Annotated in this window: 17 protein-coding genes; 4 read left to right on the top strand and 13 right to left on the bottom strand. The window is 56.3% G+C overall.

What is annotated here, in order from left to right:
• Window positions 1-99: 99 nt before the first annotated feature.
• Window positions 100-861 carry a copper homeostasis protein CutC gene (gene cutC / locus EGK14_RS04760; protein ID WP_125287927.1) on the bottom strand — a complete coding sequence of 254 codons (762 nt, stop codon included), beginning with the start codon at window positions 859-861 and terminating at the stop codon, window positions 100-102.
• A gap of 100 nt (window positions 862-961) precedes the next feature.
• On the opposite strand from cutC, the gene EGK14_RS04765 reads away from it, so the two are divergent.
• Window positions 962-2,110, top strand: a complete 1,149-nt coding sequence (locus EGK14_RS04765; protein WP_125287928.1) for a MalY/PatB family protein — start codon at window positions 962-964, stop codon at window positions 2,108-2,110.
• On the opposite strand, the gene EGK14_RS04770 is transcribed toward EGK14_RS04765, so the two are convergent.
• A complete protein-coding gene (locus EGK14_RS04770; RefSeq protein ID WP_125287929.1) occupies window positions 2,099-2,665 on the bottom strand; it encodes a VOC family protein in 567 nt (188 codons plus the stop codon). The two genes, EGK14_RS04765 and EGK14_RS04770, sit on opposite strands and share 12 nt — an antisense overlap.
• 306 nt (window positions 2,666-2,971) lie before the next feature.
• Here EGK14_RS04770 and EGK14_RS21725 point away from each other — a divergent pair, with 306 nt between their 5' ends.
• Together EGK14_RS21725 and argS are read left to right on the top strand one after the other, a co-directional pair.
• Window positions 2,972-3,100, top strand: a complete 129-nt coding sequence (locus EGK14_RS21725) for a hypothetical protein (RefSeq protein ID WP_255416510.1) — start codon at window positions 2,972-2,974, stop codon at window positions 3,098-3,100.
• 196 nt (window positions 3,101-3,296) lie between these two features.
• The gene (gene argS, locus EGK14_RS04775) at window positions 3,297-5,027 is read left to right on the top strand and encodes an arginine--tRNA ligase (RefSeq protein WP_125287930.1); all 1,731 of its coding nucleotides are present in this window, start codon (window positions 3,297-3,299) and stop codon (window positions 5,025-5,027) included.
• Between the two features lie 78 nt (window positions 5,028-5,105).
• Here argS and EGK14_RS04780 read toward each other — a convergent pair whose 3' ends face one another.
• On the bottom strand, window positions 5,106-5,627 hold the full coding sequence (locus EGK14_RS04780; RefSeq protein ID WP_125287931.1) for a hypothetical protein: 522 nt from the start codon (window positions 5,625-5,627) through the stop codon (window positions 5,106-5,108).
• On the bottom strand, window positions 5,624-5,983 hold the full coding sequence (locus EGK14_RS04785) for a tlde1 domain-containing protein (RefSeq protein ID WP_125287932.1): 360 nt from the start codon (window positions 5,981-5,983) through the stop codon (window positions 5,624-5,626). The genes EGK14_RS04780 and EGK14_RS04785 overlap by 4 nt, the downstream gene beginning before the upstream one ends.
• 864 nt (window positions 5,984-6,847) lie before the next feature.
• Between EGK14_RS04785 and EGK14_RS04790 the strand changes: the two genes are divergently transcribed.
• On the top strand, window positions 6,848-7,489 hold the full coding sequence (locus EGK14_RS04790; RefSeq protein ID WP_125287933.1) for a hypothetical protein: 642 nt from the start codon (window positions 6,848-6,850) through the stop codon (window positions 7,487-7,489).
• A 429-nt stretch (window positions 7,490-7,918) separates the two neighbouring features.
• Here the strand turns inward: EGK14_RS04790 and EGK14_RS04795 are convergent, their stop codons facing one another.
• The 9 genes from EGK14_RS04795 to EGK14_RS04835 all read right to left on the bottom strand — a co-directional run.
• Window positions 7,919-8,311, bottom strand: coding sequence for a flagellar protein FlhE (locus tag EGK14_RS04795; RefSeq protein WP_125287934.1), 393 nt, complete (start codon window positions 8,309-8,311; stop codon window positions 7,919-7,921).
• A complete protein-coding gene (flhA, locus tag EGK14_RS04800) occupies window positions 8,311-10,392 on the bottom strand; it encodes a flagellar biosynthesis protein FlhA (protein WP_125287935.1) in 2,082 nt (693 codons plus the stop codon). Before flhA ends, EGK14_RS04795 begins: the two co-directional genes overlap by 1 nt.
• The gene (flhB, locus tag EGK14_RS04805) at window positions 10,392-11,537 is read right to left on the bottom strand and encodes a flagellar biosynthesis protein FlhB (protein ID WP_125287936.1); all 1,146 of its coding nucleotides are present in this window, start codon (window positions 11,535-11,537) and stop codon (window positions 10,392-10,394) included. Before flhB ends, flhA begins: the two co-directional genes overlap by 1 nt.
• A 157-nt stretch (window positions 11,538-11,694) precedes the next feature.
• Complete coding sequence (cheZ, locus tag EGK14_RS04810; RefSeq protein ID WP_125287937.1) at window positions 11,695-12,339, bottom strand: protein phosphatase CheZ; 645 nt, start codon at window positions 12,337-12,339, stop codon at window positions 11,695-11,697.
• 9 nt (window positions 12,340-12,348) lie between these two features.
• A complete protein-coding gene (cheY, locus tag EGK14_RS04815; protein ID WP_034935773.1) occupies window positions 12,349-12,738 on the bottom strand; it encodes a chemotaxis response regulator CheY in 390 nt (129 codons plus the stop codon).
• Window positions 12,739-12,779: 41 nt separating this feature from the next.
• Window positions 12,780-13,829: a chemotaxis response regulator protein-glutamate methylesterase gene (locus EGK14_RS04820; RefSeq protein WP_125287938.1), complete on the bottom strand. Its 1,050-nt coding sequence runs from the start codon at window positions 13,827-13,829 to the stop codon at window positions 12,780-12,782.
• A complete protein-coding gene (cheR, locus tag EGK14_RS04825) occupies window positions 13,829-14,695 on the bottom strand; it encodes a protein-glutamate O-methyltransferase CheR (protein ID WP_125287939.1) in 867 nt (288 codons plus the stop codon). The genes EGK14_RS04820 and cheR overlap by 1 nt, the downstream gene beginning before the upstream one ends.
• A gap of 332 nt (window positions 14,696-15,027) precedes the next feature.
• Entirely contained in the window at window positions 15,028-16,686 is a 1,659-nt protein-coding gene (locus EGK14_RS04830) for a methyl-accepting chemotaxis protein (RefSeq protein WP_125287940.1), read from the bottom strand.
• Between the two features lie 331 nt (window positions 16,687-17,017).
• Window positions 17,018-17,761: methyl-accepting chemotaxis protein (locus EGK14_RS04835; RefSeq protein WP_233598439.1), on the bottom strand; the 744-nt coding region annotated here is incomplete at its 5' end.

A 17,761-nucleotide genomic window follows, 5' to 3' on the forward strand; every position in this document is an offset into this window, starting at 1 on the left:
TTCGACTCTGCGGCAGAAAAAAAGCCTCACCAAAATGATGAGGCCTGGTACTTGCAAACATCACGTCGTTAACCCGGCGTGCTGTGCGGCAAAATCGGGTCAGGCTACGCTTGCCGACGAGCCAAACGAGAGCGAGAGCGAGGCCTTCATGGCTTCCACCATATCGCCGTCAACGCAGGCACGGCTGAACTCGTCCGTTTCCGCGACGGAAGTCATGGAAACACCGGCTTTACGGTAGCGCATTGCAGAGGCGATTCGCTGGCTGGCGGAGCTGTGCAGCTCATGCAGCCCGGCTTCCACAAACTTATGCAGGTTGCTCATGCGGACGCCAGCGCCGGCCATAATAATTGGACCCTGGGTAAGCTGATTAAGTTCCCTTAATAAAGGTAAACCACTTTCGGCACTCTGTTGCTGGCCGGAAGTCAGGATGCGCGCCACGCCCAGGTCGGTAAGCTGTCGCAGCGCCGTCAGCGGGTTGTGACAGAGATCGAAAGCGCGGTGAAAGGTCACCTCCATGCCTGCGCAAAGCGCCATGACCTGCTTCATCCTGACGATATCAATATGCCCGTCCACGTCCAGGATGCCAACCACCACGCCCGGAAAACCGAGTTCGCGGATCCAGGCGACATCGTCCTTTATCTGGCGAAACTCGTTGTCACTGAAGCAGAAATCACCGCCGCGCGGACGCACCAGGGGATGAACGGGGATGGAAACGGCTTCGCGAGCCTGCAACAGGCTGCCAGCCGAAGGCGTTAATCCGCCTTCCGAAGGCGCAGCGCAAAGCTCCACGCGATCGGCGCCAGCGGTTTGCGCGGCCAGCGCGCAATCAATCCCGTAGCAGCATACTTCCAGTTTTAACATTTCATTCTCCTGTTAATGACTGCCGGCTGGTTGTGTAAATCTGTTCCGCTGTTTAGTCTGCTTTTGAACATTAAAAATAATAGTAACGGGAATCACCAACATGACATGCACTTTCGACCAGCGTATCGATCGCCGTCACAGCGATAGCCTGAAATGGCAGAAATATGGCGGTCAGGATATTTTGCCGCTCTGGGTAGCGGATACCGATTTCCGCTCGCCGGAATGTGTGATCGATGCGCTTCAGCGGCGCGTGGCCCACGGTATTTTCGGCTATGGCACCACGCCGGATGAGCTGATTGCCGTCACTACGGCGCGAATGCTGGCGCGCTATCAGTGGAAAATCGACCCGGAATGGCTGGTTTTACTGCCGGGCGTGGTCAGCGGGCTGAATCTTGCAGTACGCGCTTTTACCGAGCCCCATCAGGGCACCGTCGCGCCCACGCCAATTTATCCGCCCTTTCGCTCTGCCGCGAAGCTGGCCGACCGTACCCAGCTTAACGCGCCGTTAAAACTACATGAGGGACGCTGGCTGGCAGATTTTGACGAGCTGTCGCCCGCGATGACCGGTAGCGAGAAACTGTTAATGCTGTGCAATCCGCAAAATCCCGGCGGCACGGTTTACCGTCGCGAGGAGCTGGAGGCGCAGCTACGCTTTGCGCAACGCCACGATCTGATCGTTTGCTCTGATGAAATCCATTGCGATTTGCTGCTGGAAGACGGCGTGCAGCATATTCCTTTTGGCAGCCTTAACGAAGACGCGCAGCGACGCTCCGTGACGCTGATTTCGCCCTCAAAGACGTTCAATATTGCCGGGCTGGGCGCTTCGCTGGCCATCATCCCCGATAAAGCACTGCGCACGCGTTTTAACAAAGCACGCCAGGGTATTGTACCGCAGCCGGATATTCTGTCGCTGGTCGCCGCTACGGCAGCCTGGCGAGACGGGCAGCCGTGGCTGGACGAGCAGCTGGCCTATCTTAAAACCTCAAGGGACTGGCTGACCGAGCGCGTCAACGCTATCGAGGGGCTTTCACTGGCCGGGCCGGAGGCGACCTACCTGGCGTGGATTGACGCCAGCCAGCTTAACGTGGCCAGCCCGGCGCTGTTTTTTGAACGGCACGGGCTGGGCTTTTCCGCCGGGCGTGATTTTGGCGACGATAGCTTTGTACGCTTTAACTTTGGCTGCCCGCGCGATCTGATTGTGGAAGCGGTACGACGGATGGAAAAAGCCGTGCGGACGTTAAGGCGCTAGCTCGCTCTCTACAATCTCTTTCAGGCTCCAGGGATGGAACTTGATCGTTACCAGACCGTCGCTGACCGCGAGCGTCGGATTAGGCAGCCTCTCGCCCTCTCCTTTCGGCGCGCTATTTTTAATGGCTATTCCCGGTGTAGACAGGCTTTCATCCGACAACAGCGCCAGCGCGCGCGCGCTCAGCTGCGCTTCATCGCCCGGCAGCACGATCTCGACATGCTCCCAGCCTTCATGCCGATAAACTTTTTCACCGGGCCAGGGCAGCTCCACCATGCTGATTTGCCACGGCCCGACCCGTAATGGTTCATGCAGCTCAAACAGCGCGACCGGTCGTCCGCCTATCATCTTTTCTGAAAACAGCACGCCGTGCTGCAAAAAACCTTTTTTCCAGCGCTCCGCCGTCGCGACCTGATGGCAGCGTACGGCGATGTGATCGGCATGATGCGCAGCCAGATCCAGCCCGAGCCGCGTCGCCAGATGGTTAATTTTGTGTACAAACTCTCCAGAATCTTTAATTAAATCGTTTAATTCTTCCGCTACTTTACCTGAAAACATGCCTTCCTCGTTAAATAACTTTAAAAATATTAATCATTTTTGCACTATCAGATTCCATTTCCGGGCCAGCTTTCCTGAAGCAACAAAACGTAACAGCCCAGGATAACTGGATAATTGCCAATTATTATCCTTTTTTTTAGTTAAATTTGGTTTAGTTCCAGCTTATTATTTAGAAAATTTGCCTTAACTTAATGTTTTAATTTGGTTAAATTTATACAATGCGACTATTCTTAAATACCTGACGCCGGCGCCAGGGTATTCTTATTCCTTATAGATTCGTTCCGCTTCTCACACAAGGAATAGCAAATGCTGATGTTAATACTTATTGCAGCGCTTATCGTTATGATGGGCTTTGCTCTGGTGAGGCACTGGAAGCTTCGTAACGAAAAGACGACTATCGCCAGCCCGCATCGCCCTCACCGTCGTCGCACCTGACCAGACAACCAGGAAGCAGCGCCCGCTGTTTCCTGTGCCCTCTCCTGTTTACACGCCTGGATAACGACAGCCTAAATGCAGTATACTTTTTCCCTTCTTTTTTAGCGGTAGCGAACAGCCACTCTGCTGTCCGGCTCCGTTTAGTATGACGGCCTGGCCTCAGCGCGCAGGCGTTTTTGCATATAAAGGTAATCCGGTGAATATTCAGGCTCTTCTCTCAGATAAAGTCAGTCAGGCGATGATCGCGGCAGGGGCTCCGGCCGACTGCGAGCCGCAGGTGCGGCAGTCCGCTAAAGCACAGTTCGGCGATTACCAGGCGAACGGTATTATGGCCGTTGCGAAAAAACTGGGCAAGGCGCCGCGCCAGCTAGCTGAAGAGGTGCTGACCCATCTCGATCTACAGGGGATCGCCAGCAAAGTTGAAATCGCCGGACCGGGTTTTATCAATCTGTTTCTTGACGCCGACTGGCTTGCCGCCCAGGTAGACAGCGTGGTCGACGCGCCGCGCCTGGGCGTGTCGCCGGTGGAACCGCAGACTATCGTTATCGACTACTCTGCGCCTAACGTCGCCAAAGAGATGCACGTTGGCCACGTTCGCTCCACCATCATTGGCGATGCGGCAGTGCGCACGCTCTCCTTCCTGGGCCACAATGTGATCCGCGCTAACCATGTAGGTGACTGGGGCACGCAGTTCGGGATGCTAATCGCTTACCTGGAAAAACAGCAGAACGAAGCGCATGAAGAGATCGCTTTATCCGATCTGGAAGCCTTCTACCGCGAGGCCAAGCGCACCTATGACGAAGATCCGGATTTTGCCGAACGCGCGCGCGGCTACGTGGTAAAACTTCAGGGCGGTGATGAATACTGCCGTAAAATGTGGAAGCGTCTGGTGGACATCACCATGTCGCAGAACCAGCAAGTCTACGACCGCATGAACGTGACGCTGAGCCGTAAAGACGTCATGGGCGAAAGCCTGTACAACGACATGCTGCCGGGCATCGTTGCCGATCTGAAAGCCAAAGGTCTGGCGGTAGAAAGCGAAGGCGCTACCGTGGTTTTCCTGGACGAGTACAAAAATAAAGACGGCGAACCGATGGGCGTTATCATCCAGAAAAAGGATGGCGGCTATCTGTACACCACCACCGATATCGCCTGCGCGAAATACCGTTACGAAACGCTCCATGCCGATCGCGTGCTCTACTATATCGATTCACGTCAGCACCAGCATCTACAGCAGGCGTGGACTATCGTGCGTAAAGCCGGTTACGTACCGGCGTCCGTGCCTTTAGAACACCATGCGTTTGGCATGATGCTGGGCAAGGACGGCAAGCCGTTTAAAACCCGCGCGGGCGGCACCATCAAGCTTTCCGATCTGTTGGACGAAGCGGTCGAGCGCGCCACGAAGCTGGTTAGCGAGAAAAACCCGGAGATGCCAGCCGATGAGCTCGCGAAGCTTGCCAACACGGTAGGTATCGGCGCGGTCAAATATGCGGATCTTTCCAAAAGCCGCACCACGGATTACGTGTTTGACTGGGACAACATGCTGGCCTTTGAAGGCAACACCGCGCCGTATATGCAGTATGCCTATACGCGTGTACTTTCCGTGTTCCGCAAGGCGGGCATTGAAGAATCCGCCGTCACGGGCAAAACCGTCATTGCCGAAGATCGCGAAGCGGCGCTGGCCGTACGCCTGCTGCAGTTTGAAGAAACCATCACCCAGGTTGCGCGCGATGGTACGCCGCACGTGATGTGTGCTTATCTCTACGATCTGGCCGGTCTGTTCTCTGGTTTCTACGAGCACTGCCCGATCCTGTCTGCCGAAGACGAAGCGACGAAGCAGAGCCGCCTGAAGCTGGCGCTGCTGACCGCGAGAACCCTGAAGCAGGGTCTGGATACGCTGGGTATCGAAACCGTCGAAAGAATGTAACAGGCGATCCGCAAAGGGACGAGCTTTCGTCCCTTTTTATCGCTAAAGATTTAGCTTGTTTTATTCTGCCTGGAAAATTTACCCGGAAGCCCGTACCGAATTAAAGCTTTTATTTCCCCGTTTCATCTCGCCTCGCTCATCCTCCTGCTGAATTTCAGCCATAGCTGCCTGCATAATATTCAGGCACTCTGCGGCTGGTTTACCTGCTTTTTTAAGCGCTTCCGTTGCCAGAGCGTAATATTGCAGCACAGAAGATTTCGTGTAAGACATGATGGCAGGTACAGAGCAAATGCTGCCGGAATCAAATCGCTGAACAAGCGTATCAGCGGATGTCCCTATTTCTTCCGTTGCCTGAAGCGTTGCCAACGGCTTATTGATCAATGCAAAACTTATTGCCTCAACGAGCTCAATAGCCTGCGGGTCGGTAATTGAATGACTTATCGCTTTTATTTTTCCAGGCAATACCGCAATCGTCTGGCTATTCCCTTTTGCAATATTGCTAATAAATTGCCCCCAGTTTTCTTCGACCATTACTGAGCTACAGGCTGCGGAAGTGGAAAACAGACATAGCGTCATCAACAAGAAAGATAAATTCCTCATCTTATTACCTCCAGCTCTTTGTCATGGGAAGACCAGATACGATCCCGGGTTGCAGACCTCAGGATAATACATCCCTGGGAAGCAAAGCCTGCTGGTTTGCCTATACGTTCGCCATGAATACGACACCCCGTGCGCCCAAAGGTTTCACCAGTGATTTGCCTGAGCACGATCGTCATTGGCCCTTTTGTGTGGGTACGCTGCGTGATACGCCATTTACCACGCGGGATCGGCTCCATTCCTCTTACCTGCTGCCGGTCGGGATTATTCTTATTGGTCAGCACACCTGAATAACCACGGTCGATATACTCGCTATCGGGATAAAGATTTTCCGTAGATTGCTGATAAATCCATGCCATGTGCATTAGCCTTATACAAATCTGTGCGGTTCCAGGTGGCCTGATTAGGTGATTTAGCCACCAGGATATGCCAAAATTATTCTGATTTAGCTGAAGCGGACTGCCCCTTATACGCTCTATCCTTTTCGAAAATAAGTAGCATAATGAGTGGAATACCCGCCGTTATTTCCCCCTCTTCCTGAAAAGCGGCCAACGTATTTTCATCACACATTGCGCCGCAAAAAAATGATTAAGTTCACCTTATTGCACTATTTACGTTTTGTCTGTTATGACAAACCGCTCCCTGATGCCGTCGCCTGCCATACAATGACTTCTGTAACCTGCCGCCCATGCCGCAACGACCTTTTCCGCAGACTTGCGTAACCCATCGCCAATCCCGCACCATCCTTACCGCCACGCCGCTGCCTGACCGCAGTAAGAGGCCATGCGGATAAGCGGACTGATTCAGCCTGTTTATCAGGAACTGCAAAAAATATTTGAAAATAACACCGTTATATAATAATACTGCCGAGCTACTTTCGTTCCCCACCTTCTGACCGCATTGTTATTTAATTATCGGAAGTTAAACGGGATTAATGCTGAGTTCCTCCAGATAATAAATAGCTGTGCGTTCTCACGCCCCTTGCTTGCGGCCTGCCTCACAAAAAACAAGCAACACCTGTTTATTTTCACCTTATTTTACGAGCAGCTTTCCATAACTAAATAAAGCCACAATCCTTTGAAAGGAAACGATCTATGGAGTATTGACGGCGTAAAGAAAAAGCATAGCGTTGATGGGCGGCGCCTGAAGCGAAGCAGAAATAGCGAGACCCGCCAGTGGTGGAACACTGACGAGCCTCTGACCACAATGTTAAAAGGAGTAACATGATGACTGTAAAACAGTGTACCCAAACTCGCCCTGAGTTTACAAATTTTTCCTCGCTACCTGCGGGAATGGACTTTATCGATCTGGCGGAATATAACGAGCGTCTGGTTGCCGCCTTAATGGAAACGGATAATGATATGGAGCGTCTTTCTCTTTATAAAAAAATGGCCGCCAGCCTTGAACAGCTGGCGACGACTTATGAAGAACCGGTGCCTGACGAGCGCCTTCCACAGCTAACGGCGTCGAATATTACGGCTTTTCATCCTGTCAATTTTATTGCGGAACCGGAAAGAGTCACCCAATATTGCCAGGCTTTAACCCGGCTATTAATTCACAACCAGATTGATGCGGAAGCCAGACTGACGCTCAACGATCTGCTGTTCGATCTGGTTAATTATCAGGTGGACGATCTGAAAGCCCCGCGCTATATGGAAACCTGGAACGGTTTAGTCCAGTTCGCTAAATTCGCCGGGAAAGACAGGCCGCATTCAGTCGGCAGCGGTCTGTCCTTTTGCTTTTCTTTAGTGCCGCAGCGACCTTTTCAACCGATTGCCCTTCTCGCCTGCTCCACAGCGACCTTTGTAACCCGCCCCTTACTGCCTGCCATTCACCCCGCAGCGACTTCTGTAACCTGCCTCTAATCGCAACGACCTTTTCCCGCAGACTTGCGTAACCCATCACCAATCCCACAACAATCCTTACCGCAACGCCGCTGCCTGACCGCAGTAAGGGACAGTGCGGATAAGCAGGCCGTTTGGCGCAGGGACGCGCCAACCGAGCCTCCACGGACGGATTTACGGCGCGTCCGTGTTCCGCACCGTCCCTTGCTGCCTGCCACCCATGCCGCAGCGACCTTTGCAACCCATAGCCAACCCCACAACTATGCTCAGTGCAACACAGCTTTCGTTCCGTCCCTTGCTACCTGTCACTTGCCCCGCAGCGACTTCTGTAACCTGCCCCAGGTCACAGCGGCTTTTCTCCGGCTTCAGAATGCAAAAAAGGGGCGAATCGCTTCGCCCCTTTCTGCACTGCCTGCTTTTGCCCTGCACTGCCCGGCTTTGCCCGCCAGGCTACCGATAATTCACCATTACTTCATTACTCAGCACGCGCAGCGTCTGCGGCAGCCGACCCTGTCCCTGCACGCCATAGACAAAGTGCAGCGTTTCTCCGGCATGAATATTGGTTAACCCTCGCGTCGCACCGCTCGCGCCATCAAGCGGTACGCAACGCCTTTCAGCACAAAGCCAGGCGGCAAAACCGGAAGGCACTGGGCCGGTCAGCTCATAGCGCCAGCTGATCTCCGTTATCGCCCCGGTCACCGTCTCCGACGCCTTCAGCGCAGGCGACGTTAACTGCATCCCGCGATTGAGCAATCCCGGCCCCGGCGCGGAAGCGTGCCAGGCGCCGCCGCCAGCCAGCGCCAGCTGCGGCAGACAGCACAAAAACAGCAGTGCCTTTTTCATTAATGACCACCGATAGTCGACGTCATGCGGATCTGGCGATTATCGGTCAGCTCCAGATTAGAAATCACCATCAGCTGCGGCAGGTTGCGACGCAGGAAGCGGGCCAGCAGCGCGCGCAGCGGATGGTTAACCAACAGCACCGGAGGCGCGCCCAGCGACTGCTGATGCGCCAGCGCGCCCTGCGCCTGCGCCAGCAAACGATCCGCCAGGCCCGGCTCCAGACCGCCGCCGCCCTGTAGCGCCTGCAGCAGCAGACGTTCCAGCGTGGTATCCAGCCCGATAACCTGCACTTCGCCATTGCCCGGATACCATTGCTGGGTGATCGCCCGGCCCAGCGCCACGCGCACTACGGAAGTCAGCTCGTGCGGATCGGTCTGCACGGTCGCGTGCTCCGCCAGCGTTTCAATAATGGTGCGCATATCGCGGATTGAAACGCGCTCCGACAGCAAATTCTGCAACACCTTATGCAGCGTGGTCAGCGTAATCACGCCAGGGATTAAATCTTCCGTCAGCTTCGGCATATCCTGCGTGACGCGATCCAGCAGCTGCTGCGCTTCCTGACGGCCAAACAGCTCGCTGGCGTACTGGCCAATCAAATGGTTCAGGTGCGTAGCGACCACGGTACTCGCTTCCACTACGGTGTAACCCTGGATCTGCGCCTGCTCTTTCAGCGCGCTGTCGATCCAGATAGCGGCCAGACCAAAGGCCGGATCCACCGTTACTTCGCCCGGCAGCGTGCCTGCGGCGGTGCCGGGGTTGATCGCCATCCAGCGGCCCGGATAGGCGTCGCCGCTGCCGATTTCTACGCCCTTCATCAGAATACGATAGCGCGCTGGTGGCAGCTCCATATTGTCGCGGATATGCACCACCGGCGGCAGAAAACCCATCTCCTGCGCGAATTTCTTACGAATGCTGCGGATACGACCCAGCAATTCACCATCCTGCGTATTGTCCACCATGGGGATCAGTCGGTAGCCGACTTCCATGCCCAGCGTATCTTCCAGCTGCACATCGGTCCAGGACGCTTCTACATTCACCGGCGTTTCCGCGCTTTTCACCATGCTGCTCTGCGGCATGGCTTTCGGTTTGGTCTCCTGACCGCGCATATACCACGCAAGACCCAGCAGCGCGGCGGTGAACAGCAGGAACACCAGGTTCGGCATTCCCGGGATCAGACCCAGTAAACCCAGCACGCCTGCGCTCAGCATCATCACGCGTGGATTTTTGAACAGCTGGGTAACCATCTGCTCGCCAACGTCCTGATCGGTCGCCACGCGGGTCACGATAACGCCGGCTGCGGTTGAGATAACCAGCGCCGGGATCTGGGCAACCAGACCGTCACCGATGGTCAGCAGCGTATAGGTTTCACCTGCGTGGCCCACGTCCATACCATGCTGCACCACGCCCACCAGCAGACCGCCGATAACGTTGATCACCATGATCATGATGCCCGCGACGGCGTCGCCGCGAACGAACTTACTCGCACCGTCCATCGACCCGTAGAAGTCCGCTTCCTGAGTGACTTCCGCACGGCGTTTTTTCGCTTCGTCTTCGCCAATCAGGCCGGCGTTCAGGTCGGCGTCGATCGCCATCTGCTTACCGGGCATCCCGTCCAGCACAAAGCGCGCGCCCACTTCGGCGATACGGCCAGCACCCTTGGTGATAACCATAAAGTTGATGATAACGAGGATGATAAAGACCACGATACCGATGGCGAAGTTGCCGCCCACCAGAAAGTGTCCGAAGGCCTCAACCACCTGTCCGGCCGCCGCTGCGCCCGTATGCCCTTCCATCAGGATGATACGGGTTGAGGCGACGTTCAGCGCCAGGCGCAACAGGGTGGAGAAAAGCAGAATGGTCGGAAACGCAGCGAACTCCAGCGTTTTCTGGGTAAACATCGCTACCAGCAGCACCATTATCGACAGCGCGATATTAAAGGTGAACAGCAGATCGAGGATGAACGGCGGCAATGGCAGCACCATCATCGCCAGGATCATCATAATCAATACCGGCCCGGCCATAATCTGCCATTGGGTATCTTTCATATTCGGTAAGCGCAACAATGTGGCCAGATTCGCCATCAGTCTTTCTCTCCAGAGCCAAAGTCCAGCGCTTCCGGCACCGGTAAATTAGCAGGTTTTTTCGGGGCCAGGCCGCCTTCCAGCTTCCAGCGACGGAGCTGCCAGACCCAGGCCAACACTTCTGCAACAGCCGCATATAACGTACCGGGAATATGCTGACCAATTTCACTATGTCGATAGAGCGCGCGCGCCAGCGGCGGCGCCTCCAGCACAGGAATACGGTGCTCTTTACCTAATTCGCGAATACGCAGCGCCACTTCGCCTGCGCCTTTCGCCACCACTTTCGGCGCGCTCATTTTCCCTTCGTCATACTGCAAGGCGACGGAATAGTGCGTCGGGTTGGTCACGATAACGTCCGCTTTCGGTACATCCGCCATCATGCGTCGACGGGCCGCCGCGCGCATCTGCTGACGAATACGCCCCTTAACGTGCGGATCGCCTTCCTGCTGTTTATATTCGTCACGGATTTCCTGGCGGGTCATGCGCAGCCCTTTGTAGTAGCTGTACAGCTGCCAGAAAACGTCAAATCCCACCATCGGCGACAGGCCCAGCACCACCAGCACGCAGCACATGGCAATCATGTTCAACGAGCTGGCCAGTGCGGTATAGGGCGACTCGCTGATCAGACGCATCATTTCCGGCCAGTTATGGCTTACATACAGCCAGGTTACGCAGCCGACCAGCACCGCTTTCAGAATCGATTTCACCAGTTCCGTCGCGGTCTGCGCGGATACCAGCTTGGCCAGGCCTTTAATCGGATTCATCTTGCCAACGTCGAACTTAATTGCTTTGCCGCTGATCAGCACGCCGCCCAGCAGCATCGGCGCGGCAATCGCCACCAGCACCAGTCCCGCCATCATCGGCAGCAGCGTGTACACCGCCTGCACGAACAATCTGCCGATCAGATGCAGCATCTGGCTGGTATCGCTGACCACCGAGTGGTTGAACACTAATCCCTGAGCCAGCAGCTGACCGATTTTGCGGGCCATGCTTTCGCCGCCCATCCACAAAATACCTAACCCCGCCACCAGCATCAGCACCGAAGTCAGCTCGCGCGAGCGCGGAACCTGCCCTTCTTCTCGTGCTTTTTCAAGTCGGTGGGGGGTTGCGGATTCGGTCTTTTCCTCTTCGCTGTCACCAGACACAGGCTATCCTCAGGGAATTTCTGGAGTACGGAATGAATGCGGTTAGGATGCCAAAAAGGCGCAGGGATGATGCCGCGAGTAAACGCGTAAAAAGGGGGTTATTCAGGTAATAGCAAAAAAGGGCCGATATGGATCGGCCCTGAGCGGAAGGACAAGCTTAAAACCCGAGGCTGTCGAGCAGGTCGTCGACCTGATCCTGGTTAGCCACCACGCCGGGCGCTTCACCGTTAATCTGCGGGCCGTTTTTCAGGCTGTCCGCATCTTTCTTCGGACGGGCAGGCTGTTCCGGCATGTTTTCCAACAGCACCATCAACAGCTGACGCTCGATTTCCTGGATCACATCCATCATGCGCTTGATAACCTGACCGGTCAGATCCTGGAAATCCTGCGCCATCATGATTTCCATCAGCTGCGCGTTGGTGAAGCTGGTATGCTGCGGCACCGATTCCAGATAACCACGGGTATCCGAAACCAGCGAGCGGGCATCTGCCAGTTCGATAGGATTCTCAAACCACTCATCCCAACGGCCTTTCAGCGCTTTAGCTCCATTCTCCATCTCTGTCTGACGTGGCTGCGCGGCTTCCACACAGTTCAGCGCGCGTTCAGCCGCCTGAGCGGTCATTTGCACTACGTAGTCCAGGCGATCGCGGGCGTCGGGAATGGCTTCCGCCGCTTCAGCAATGGCCTGATCCAGTCCCAGCTCACGCAGGCTGTCGCGCAGCATCCGCGTCAACGAACCAATTCGGGAGATAATGTCGTTCGCGGAAGCCGCGTCGACACTTGGTTTCGGAAGTTCGCTCATCTCGGCTCCTTACATACCCAGCTTTTCGAAGATCTTGCCTAACTTCTCTTCAAGGGTCGCTGCGGTAAAAGGTTTAACGACATAGCCGCTGGCACCCGCCTGAGCAGCCGCAATAATGTTCTCTTTTTTGGCTTCGGCCGTGACCATCAGCACCGGCAGCTTGCCGAGCGTACCGTCTGCACGAATGGTTTGCAGCAGCTGCAGACCGTCCATGTTCGGCATGTTCCAGTCAGAAATCACGAAGTCAAAGCCGCCGGCACGCAGCTTAGCCAGCGCGTCAACGCCGTCTTCTGCTTCTTCAACGTTATTGAAGCCGAGCTCTTTCAGCAGGTTACGGACGATACGACGCATCGTGTTGAAATCGTCGACCACCAGAAACCGCATATTTTTGTCAGCCATAATTACTCCTGTTTGTGTAGCCCCGCGGGACGGGCGCTGCGTTAGATACGTAATGCCTGTCCGGCGCTAATTTTTGCCAGCATGTGCTGGCTGATTTGGTGGAGATCCACCACTTCACTGGCGCCCCCGAGCGCAATTGCTTCGCGGGGCATACCAAATACGACACAGCTCGCTTCGTTCTGGGCGATGGTCCACGCGCCTGCTTTGTTCATGGTCAGCAGGCCTGCGGCGCCATCGTTGCCCATTCCGGTCAGGATCACGCCAACGGCGTTGCGACCGGCATACTGCGCGACTGATTTAAATAATACGTCTACCGAAGGCTTATGCCGATTGACCGGCGGGCCGTCGTGCAGTTTCACCTGATAGTTTGCGCCGCTGCGTGCCAGCTCCATGTGCATCGCGCCCGGCGCGATATAGGCATGGCCCGGCAGCACGCGCTCGCCGTCTTCCGCCTCTTTTACCGTGATCTGACACAGCTTGTTCAGCCGTTCGGCAAAAGAGCGGGTAAAGCCTGGCGGCATATGCTGAGTAATCATCAGCGCCGGGCTGGTGGCCGGCAGCGGCTGCAACACATGCCTGATCGCTTCCGTGCCGCCCGTAGAGGCGCCGATAGCGATCAGCTTTTCACTGCTCAGCATCGGCCCGGCTTTCAGCATCACCGGCGTTGGCTGCGAGCGACGCACGTGCAGCTTCGCCCTTGAAGCGGCGCGCACCTTATCGGCAATCATCTGGCTGTAGGCCAGCATGCCTTCACGGATACCCAACGACGGCTTGGTGACAAAATCCACCGCGCCCAGCTCCAGCGCGCGCAGCGTCACTTCGGAGCCCTGGCCGGTCAGCGAAGAGACCATCACCACCGGCATCGGCCGCAGGCGCATCAGCTTTTCCAGAAAATCCAGTCCGTCCATGCGCGGCATTTCGACGTCCAGCGTCAGCACGTCGGGATTGAATTCTTTAATTAAATCGCGAGCTACCAACGGATCGGGCGCCGTCGCCACCATCTCCATGTCCGAATGACTGTTAATAATCTCCGTCATCAGCTGACGCATCAGCGAAGAATCATCAACACATAACACTTTGATTTTGCCCATTATCTTTCCTTAGTCAGCCCGTAAACCGTCTGGCCTCGCAGGTAAAACTCTTTGCTGATCTGGCTGAAGTTTTCAGAGTGTCCGGCAAAAAGAATGCCGCCAGGTTTCAGCATGGGGACAAAACGCCGCAGGATCTTTTCCTGCGTCTCTTTGTCGAAATAGATCATTACGTTGCGGCAAAAAATCGCGTCGAACGGGCCGGGAACGGCCCACTCGTTGCCCAGCAGGTTGAGCTGGGAAAACGTAATCGTGTTAGCCAGTTCAGGCCGTACGCGCACCATACCAGCGTGCGGGCCGGTACCGCGAAAGAAGAAGCGTTGCAGCTGCTGAGGCGACAGCGTGCGCAGCTCTTCCTGGCGATAGACGCCCGACAGCGCTTTTTCCAGCACCTGGGTATCAATATCGCTGGCGTGAATCTGAAACTTGCCTGCGCCTAAGGTTTCCGCCAGCGTCATGGCAATGGAGTAAGGCTCCTCGCCCGTCGACGCTGCCGCGCACCAGACGTTGAAACTGCCGCCGCGCCGCTTGGCGTGATCGGCCAGAATCGGAAAGTGATGCGCCTCGCGGAAAAACGCCGTCAGGTTAGTGGTCAGCGAGTTGATAAAAGCCTGCCACTCCGCACTGCCGGAATCACTCTCCAGCAGCGCCAGGTAACGACCAAAATCGTCAATGCCTAACGTCCGTAACCGGCGCACCAGGCGGTTGTAAACCATCTCGCGCTTATGGTCGGCGAGAACAATGCCGGCCCGCTGATAAATAAGCTGGCTGATGCGCTTAAAGTGCGCATCGGATAACGGCAGGCGCTGCACCATCTGTGACAGCAGCGTTGCGTTCTCCGGCGGTGCTACCAACGTCGATTTTTTCATCCAGATCCACCCTGCAAAGTACAGATTAAGGGGTTAAAACAGTGTGTTCCCTGTGGGTCAGTGTCCGAGGCGGTTTGCCTTCTCCTGAACCAACCCGAGCGTGCCTGGGCTGCTGCCGCTTCCACTACCAGCGCGGCGTTCTGTTGCTCTGCTTTGCATCGTCCGGTGGCTTTGACACTGGCTAACTACAAATTCAGATTGCTTAACTGTTTATCGGCAGCAATTCGATCTTCCTGAGGCCAAATTGCGTTAAAGCCTTATTTTTTACTGCCTGTCGTCTGAATAAGCGGCCCCGCGCCGCCTTCCGCGGACTGCGGCGCGGGACTGGAGGGTCAGAAAGTTTCCCAGTTATCGTTGGAAACCGGCACGGCCTGCGCTTTCTTCGGCGCGGCGGCAACGGCCATCGGCTTGCTGACGGCCTGTACAACGCTGTCCTTACGGATGCGGAACACGGCGACGGCCTGGGTCAGACGGCTGGCCTGCGCTTCCAGCGCGGCGGCGGCGGCGGCAGATTCCTCAACCAGTGAGGCGTTCTGCTGCGTCACGCGATCCATCTCGGTTACGGCGATGCCGACCTGATCGATACCGCGACTCTGTTCGCCCGAGGCGGAAGCGATTTCGCCCATGATGTCGGTTACGCGGGTAACGGCGTTCACGATATCCGCCATCGTTTCGCCCGCGCTTTCCACCAGCTGCGATCCGGTATCGACACGCGCCACGGAATCTTCAATCAGGCCTTTAATTTCTTTGGCGGCCTGCGCGCTGCGCTGCGCCAGGTTACGTACTTCACCAGCCACGACCGCAAAGCCACGGCCCTGCTCGCCCGCACGCGCCGCCTCTACCGCAGCGTTCAGCGCCAGGATGTTGGTCTGGAAGGCGATGCCGTCGATCACGCTGGTAATATCCGCGATCTTCTTCGAGCTGCCCGCGATGTCGCTCATGGTTTTCACCACGCCGTCCACCACTTTGCCGCCCTTCTGCGCCGTTTCCGACGCGCTCAGCGCCAGCTGCGAAGCCTGACGGGCGTTCTCGGCGTTCTGCTTCACGGTCGCGGTCAGCTGCTCCATGCTGGCGGCGGTTTCTTCCAGCGAGGCCGCCTGCTGCTCGGTACGCGAAGAGAGATCGTTATTACCCGCAGAAATTTCGCTTGCGCCGGTATAGATAGCGTCGGAGCCGTCGCGCACGTCGCTGACGGTACGTACCAGCGACTGCTGCATATCGCGCAGGCTTTCCGCCAGCAGCGTCATTTCGCTACGGCCTTCCACTTCGATGGTCTGCGTCAGGTCGCCGCTGGCGATGTGACGAATGTGCTCGATGTTACTGTTCAGCGGCAGCAGCAGCAGTTTACGGATGCCGCTCCAGGCCAGCGCGATGACCGCAGCGGAAACCAACAGTACGCCCAGCAGCAGCCAGATAGTCTGCTGGTAAGCATCTTCATTGGTTTTAATACCCTGCGCCGTCAGCTGATTAACGACTTCCAGCCAGTGGTTATAAGCCTGCTGGAACTGTTCCTGATAGCTTTGGGTCGGCTGCGCGACGAAGTCGTCAAAGCGGCCGGTTTCCATCATCACGATCAGTTCGGAAAGCGCAGTGTGGAACTGCTTGTAGTTGGCCAGCAGCGCCTGCACGTCCTCCGCTTTTTTCCCTTCTTCGGACAGCGTGGCGTTAAATACCGCCATGGATTTATCAGCAGTGGCCAGGTCGGCCTTTGCCTGCGTCATCAGATCGGCGGCAGAGGTGCCCGCGCCCGATTTACTGACATCCTGCAGATAACGAATACCGGCGCGGTTCAGCGTGTTGCGTGCCTGCACCAGCGACACCCATGAGTTACCCATGGACTGTTGCAGAATGCGCATCTGCTGACTTAATTCAAAATTCTGTTTGTCGCTGTGCACGGCTTTGAAGAACAAACCGCCGGTCCCCAGCTGCAATACAGCAAACAACACCAGCACGCTCACCAGGCCGGTCACTACTTTTATACTCTTGAACATAACTACCTCAGTTGGGGGCTATTTGTTTTAGTTATCGGCAGACGCCGGGGGATCTTTATTGAGCTGCGGGGGGCTTTCCGGAGAGGATTACAGGGCTTTGCCGATGTGTCTGGCCCATGCGGTACGGCTGGTTGATTGTGTTGCAAAACGTCTGCCAGGCGCGATTTCCCGCCTGTGTCGGCAGCCAAAAAGGTCGCTTGTTTTGCCGTCAATATTCAGGCCCGGCCATGGTGTCGACCGCCTGCTTCGCATAAAAAAAGCCCGCCCGGGCGCAGTGCCGGGCGGGCTTATTAACGGGCTATCTCAAAGGATAAAGCGCTTGTGCTCTTACTTAAAATGTTTCCCAGCTGCCTTCGTCGGCAGCGGGCGCGGCGGCTTTACGCAGCGCGGGCTTCAGCGTACGCGGCGCAGGCGCAGCGGCGCGAGCGGCCTGTTCTTTACGTACGCGGAACACGGCAACGGCCTGGGTCAGACGGCTGGCCTGATCTTCCAGCGCGGCGGCGGCCGTAGCGGACTCTTCCACCAGCGAGGCGTTCTGCTGCGTCACGCGATCCATCTCGGTCACGGCGGTACCAACCTGATCGATACCGCGGCTCTGCTCGTCAGAAGCAGAGGCGATTTCGCCCATGATGTCAGTCACGCGGGTAACGGCGTTCACGATATCGTTCATGGTTTCACCGGCGGTGCCCACCAGTACGGAACCGCTGTCCACGCGCGCCACGGAATCTTCAATCAGGCCTTTAATTTCTTTGGCGGCCTGCGCGCTGCGCTGCGCCAGGTTACGTACTTCACCAGCCACGACCGCAAAGCCACGGCCCTGTTCGCCCGCACGCGCCGCCTCTACCGCAGCGTTCAGCGCCAGGATATTGGTCTGGAAGGCGATGCCGTCGATCACGCTGGTAATGTCCGCGATCTTCTTCGAGCTGCCCGCGATGTCGCTCATGGTTTTCACCACGCCGTCCACCACTTTGCCGCCCTTCTGCGCCGTTTCCGACGCGCTCAGCGCCAGCTGCGAAGCCTGACGGGCGTTCTCGGCGTTCTGCTTCACGGTCGCGGTCAGCTGCTCCATGCTGGC

Origin of the sequence: Erwinia sp. 198 (assembly GCF_003937915.1) — a bacterium.
GTDB classification, from domain to species: Bacteria; Pseudomonadota; Gammaproteobacteria; order Enterobacterales; family Enterobacteriaceae; genus Erwinia; species Erwinia aeris.

Coding starts and splice junctions, on each gene's coding strand:
- EGK14_RS04820 (WP_125287938.1), bottom strand. CDS start 13,829: ATGGGCAAAATCAAAGTGTTATGTGTTGATGATTCTTCGCTGATGCGT.
- EGK14_RS04770 (WP_125287929.1), bottom strand. CDS start 2,665: ATGTTTTCAGGTAAAGTAGCGGAAGAATTAAACGATTTAATTAAAGAT.
- EGK14_RS04785 (WP_125287932.1), bottom strand. CDS start 5,983: ATGGCATGGATTTATCAGCAATCTACGGAAAATCTTTATCCCGATAGC.
- EGK14_RS04830 (WP_125287940.1), bottom strand. CDS start 16,686: ATGTTCAAGAGTATAAAAGTAGTGACCGGCCTGGTGAGCGTGCTGGTG.
- cutC (WP_125287927.1), bottom strand. CDS start 861: ATGTTAAAACTGGAAGTATGCTGCTACGGGATTGATTGCGCGCTGGCC.
- EGK14_RS04780 (WP_125287931.1), bottom strand. CDS start 5,627: ATGAGGAATTTATCTTTCTTGTTGATGACGCTATGTCTGTTTTCCACT.
- cheY (WP_034935773.1), bottom strand. CDS start 12,738: ATGGCTGACAAAAATATGCGGTTTCTGGTGGTCGACGATTTCAACACG.
- EGK14_RS04790 (WP_125287933.1), top strand. CDS start 6,848: ATGATGACTGTAAAACAGTGTACCCAAACTCGCCCTGAGTTTACAAAT.
- flhA (WP_125287935.1), bottom strand. CDS start 10,392: ATGGCGAATCTGGCCACATTGTTGCGCTTACCGAATATGAAAGATACC.
- cheR (WP_125287939.1), bottom strand. CDS start 14,695: ATGAAAAAATCGACGTTGGTAGCACCGCCGGAGAACGCAACGCTGCTG.
- EGK14_RS04795 (WP_125287934.1), bottom strand. CDS start 8,311: ATGAAAAAGGCACTGCTGTTTTTGTGCTGTCTGCCGCAGCTGGCGCTG.
- cheZ (WP_125287937.1), bottom strand. CDS start 12,339: ATGAGCGAACTTCCGAAACCAAGTGTCGACGCGGCTTCCGCGAACGAC.
- EGK14_RS21725 (WP_255416510.1), top strand. CDS start 2,972: ATGCTGATGTTAATACTTATTGCAGCGCTTATCGTTATGATGGGCTTT.
- EGK14_RS04765 (WP_125287928.1), top strand. CDS start 962: ATGACATGCACTTTCGACCAGCGTATCGATCGCCGTCACAGCGATAGC.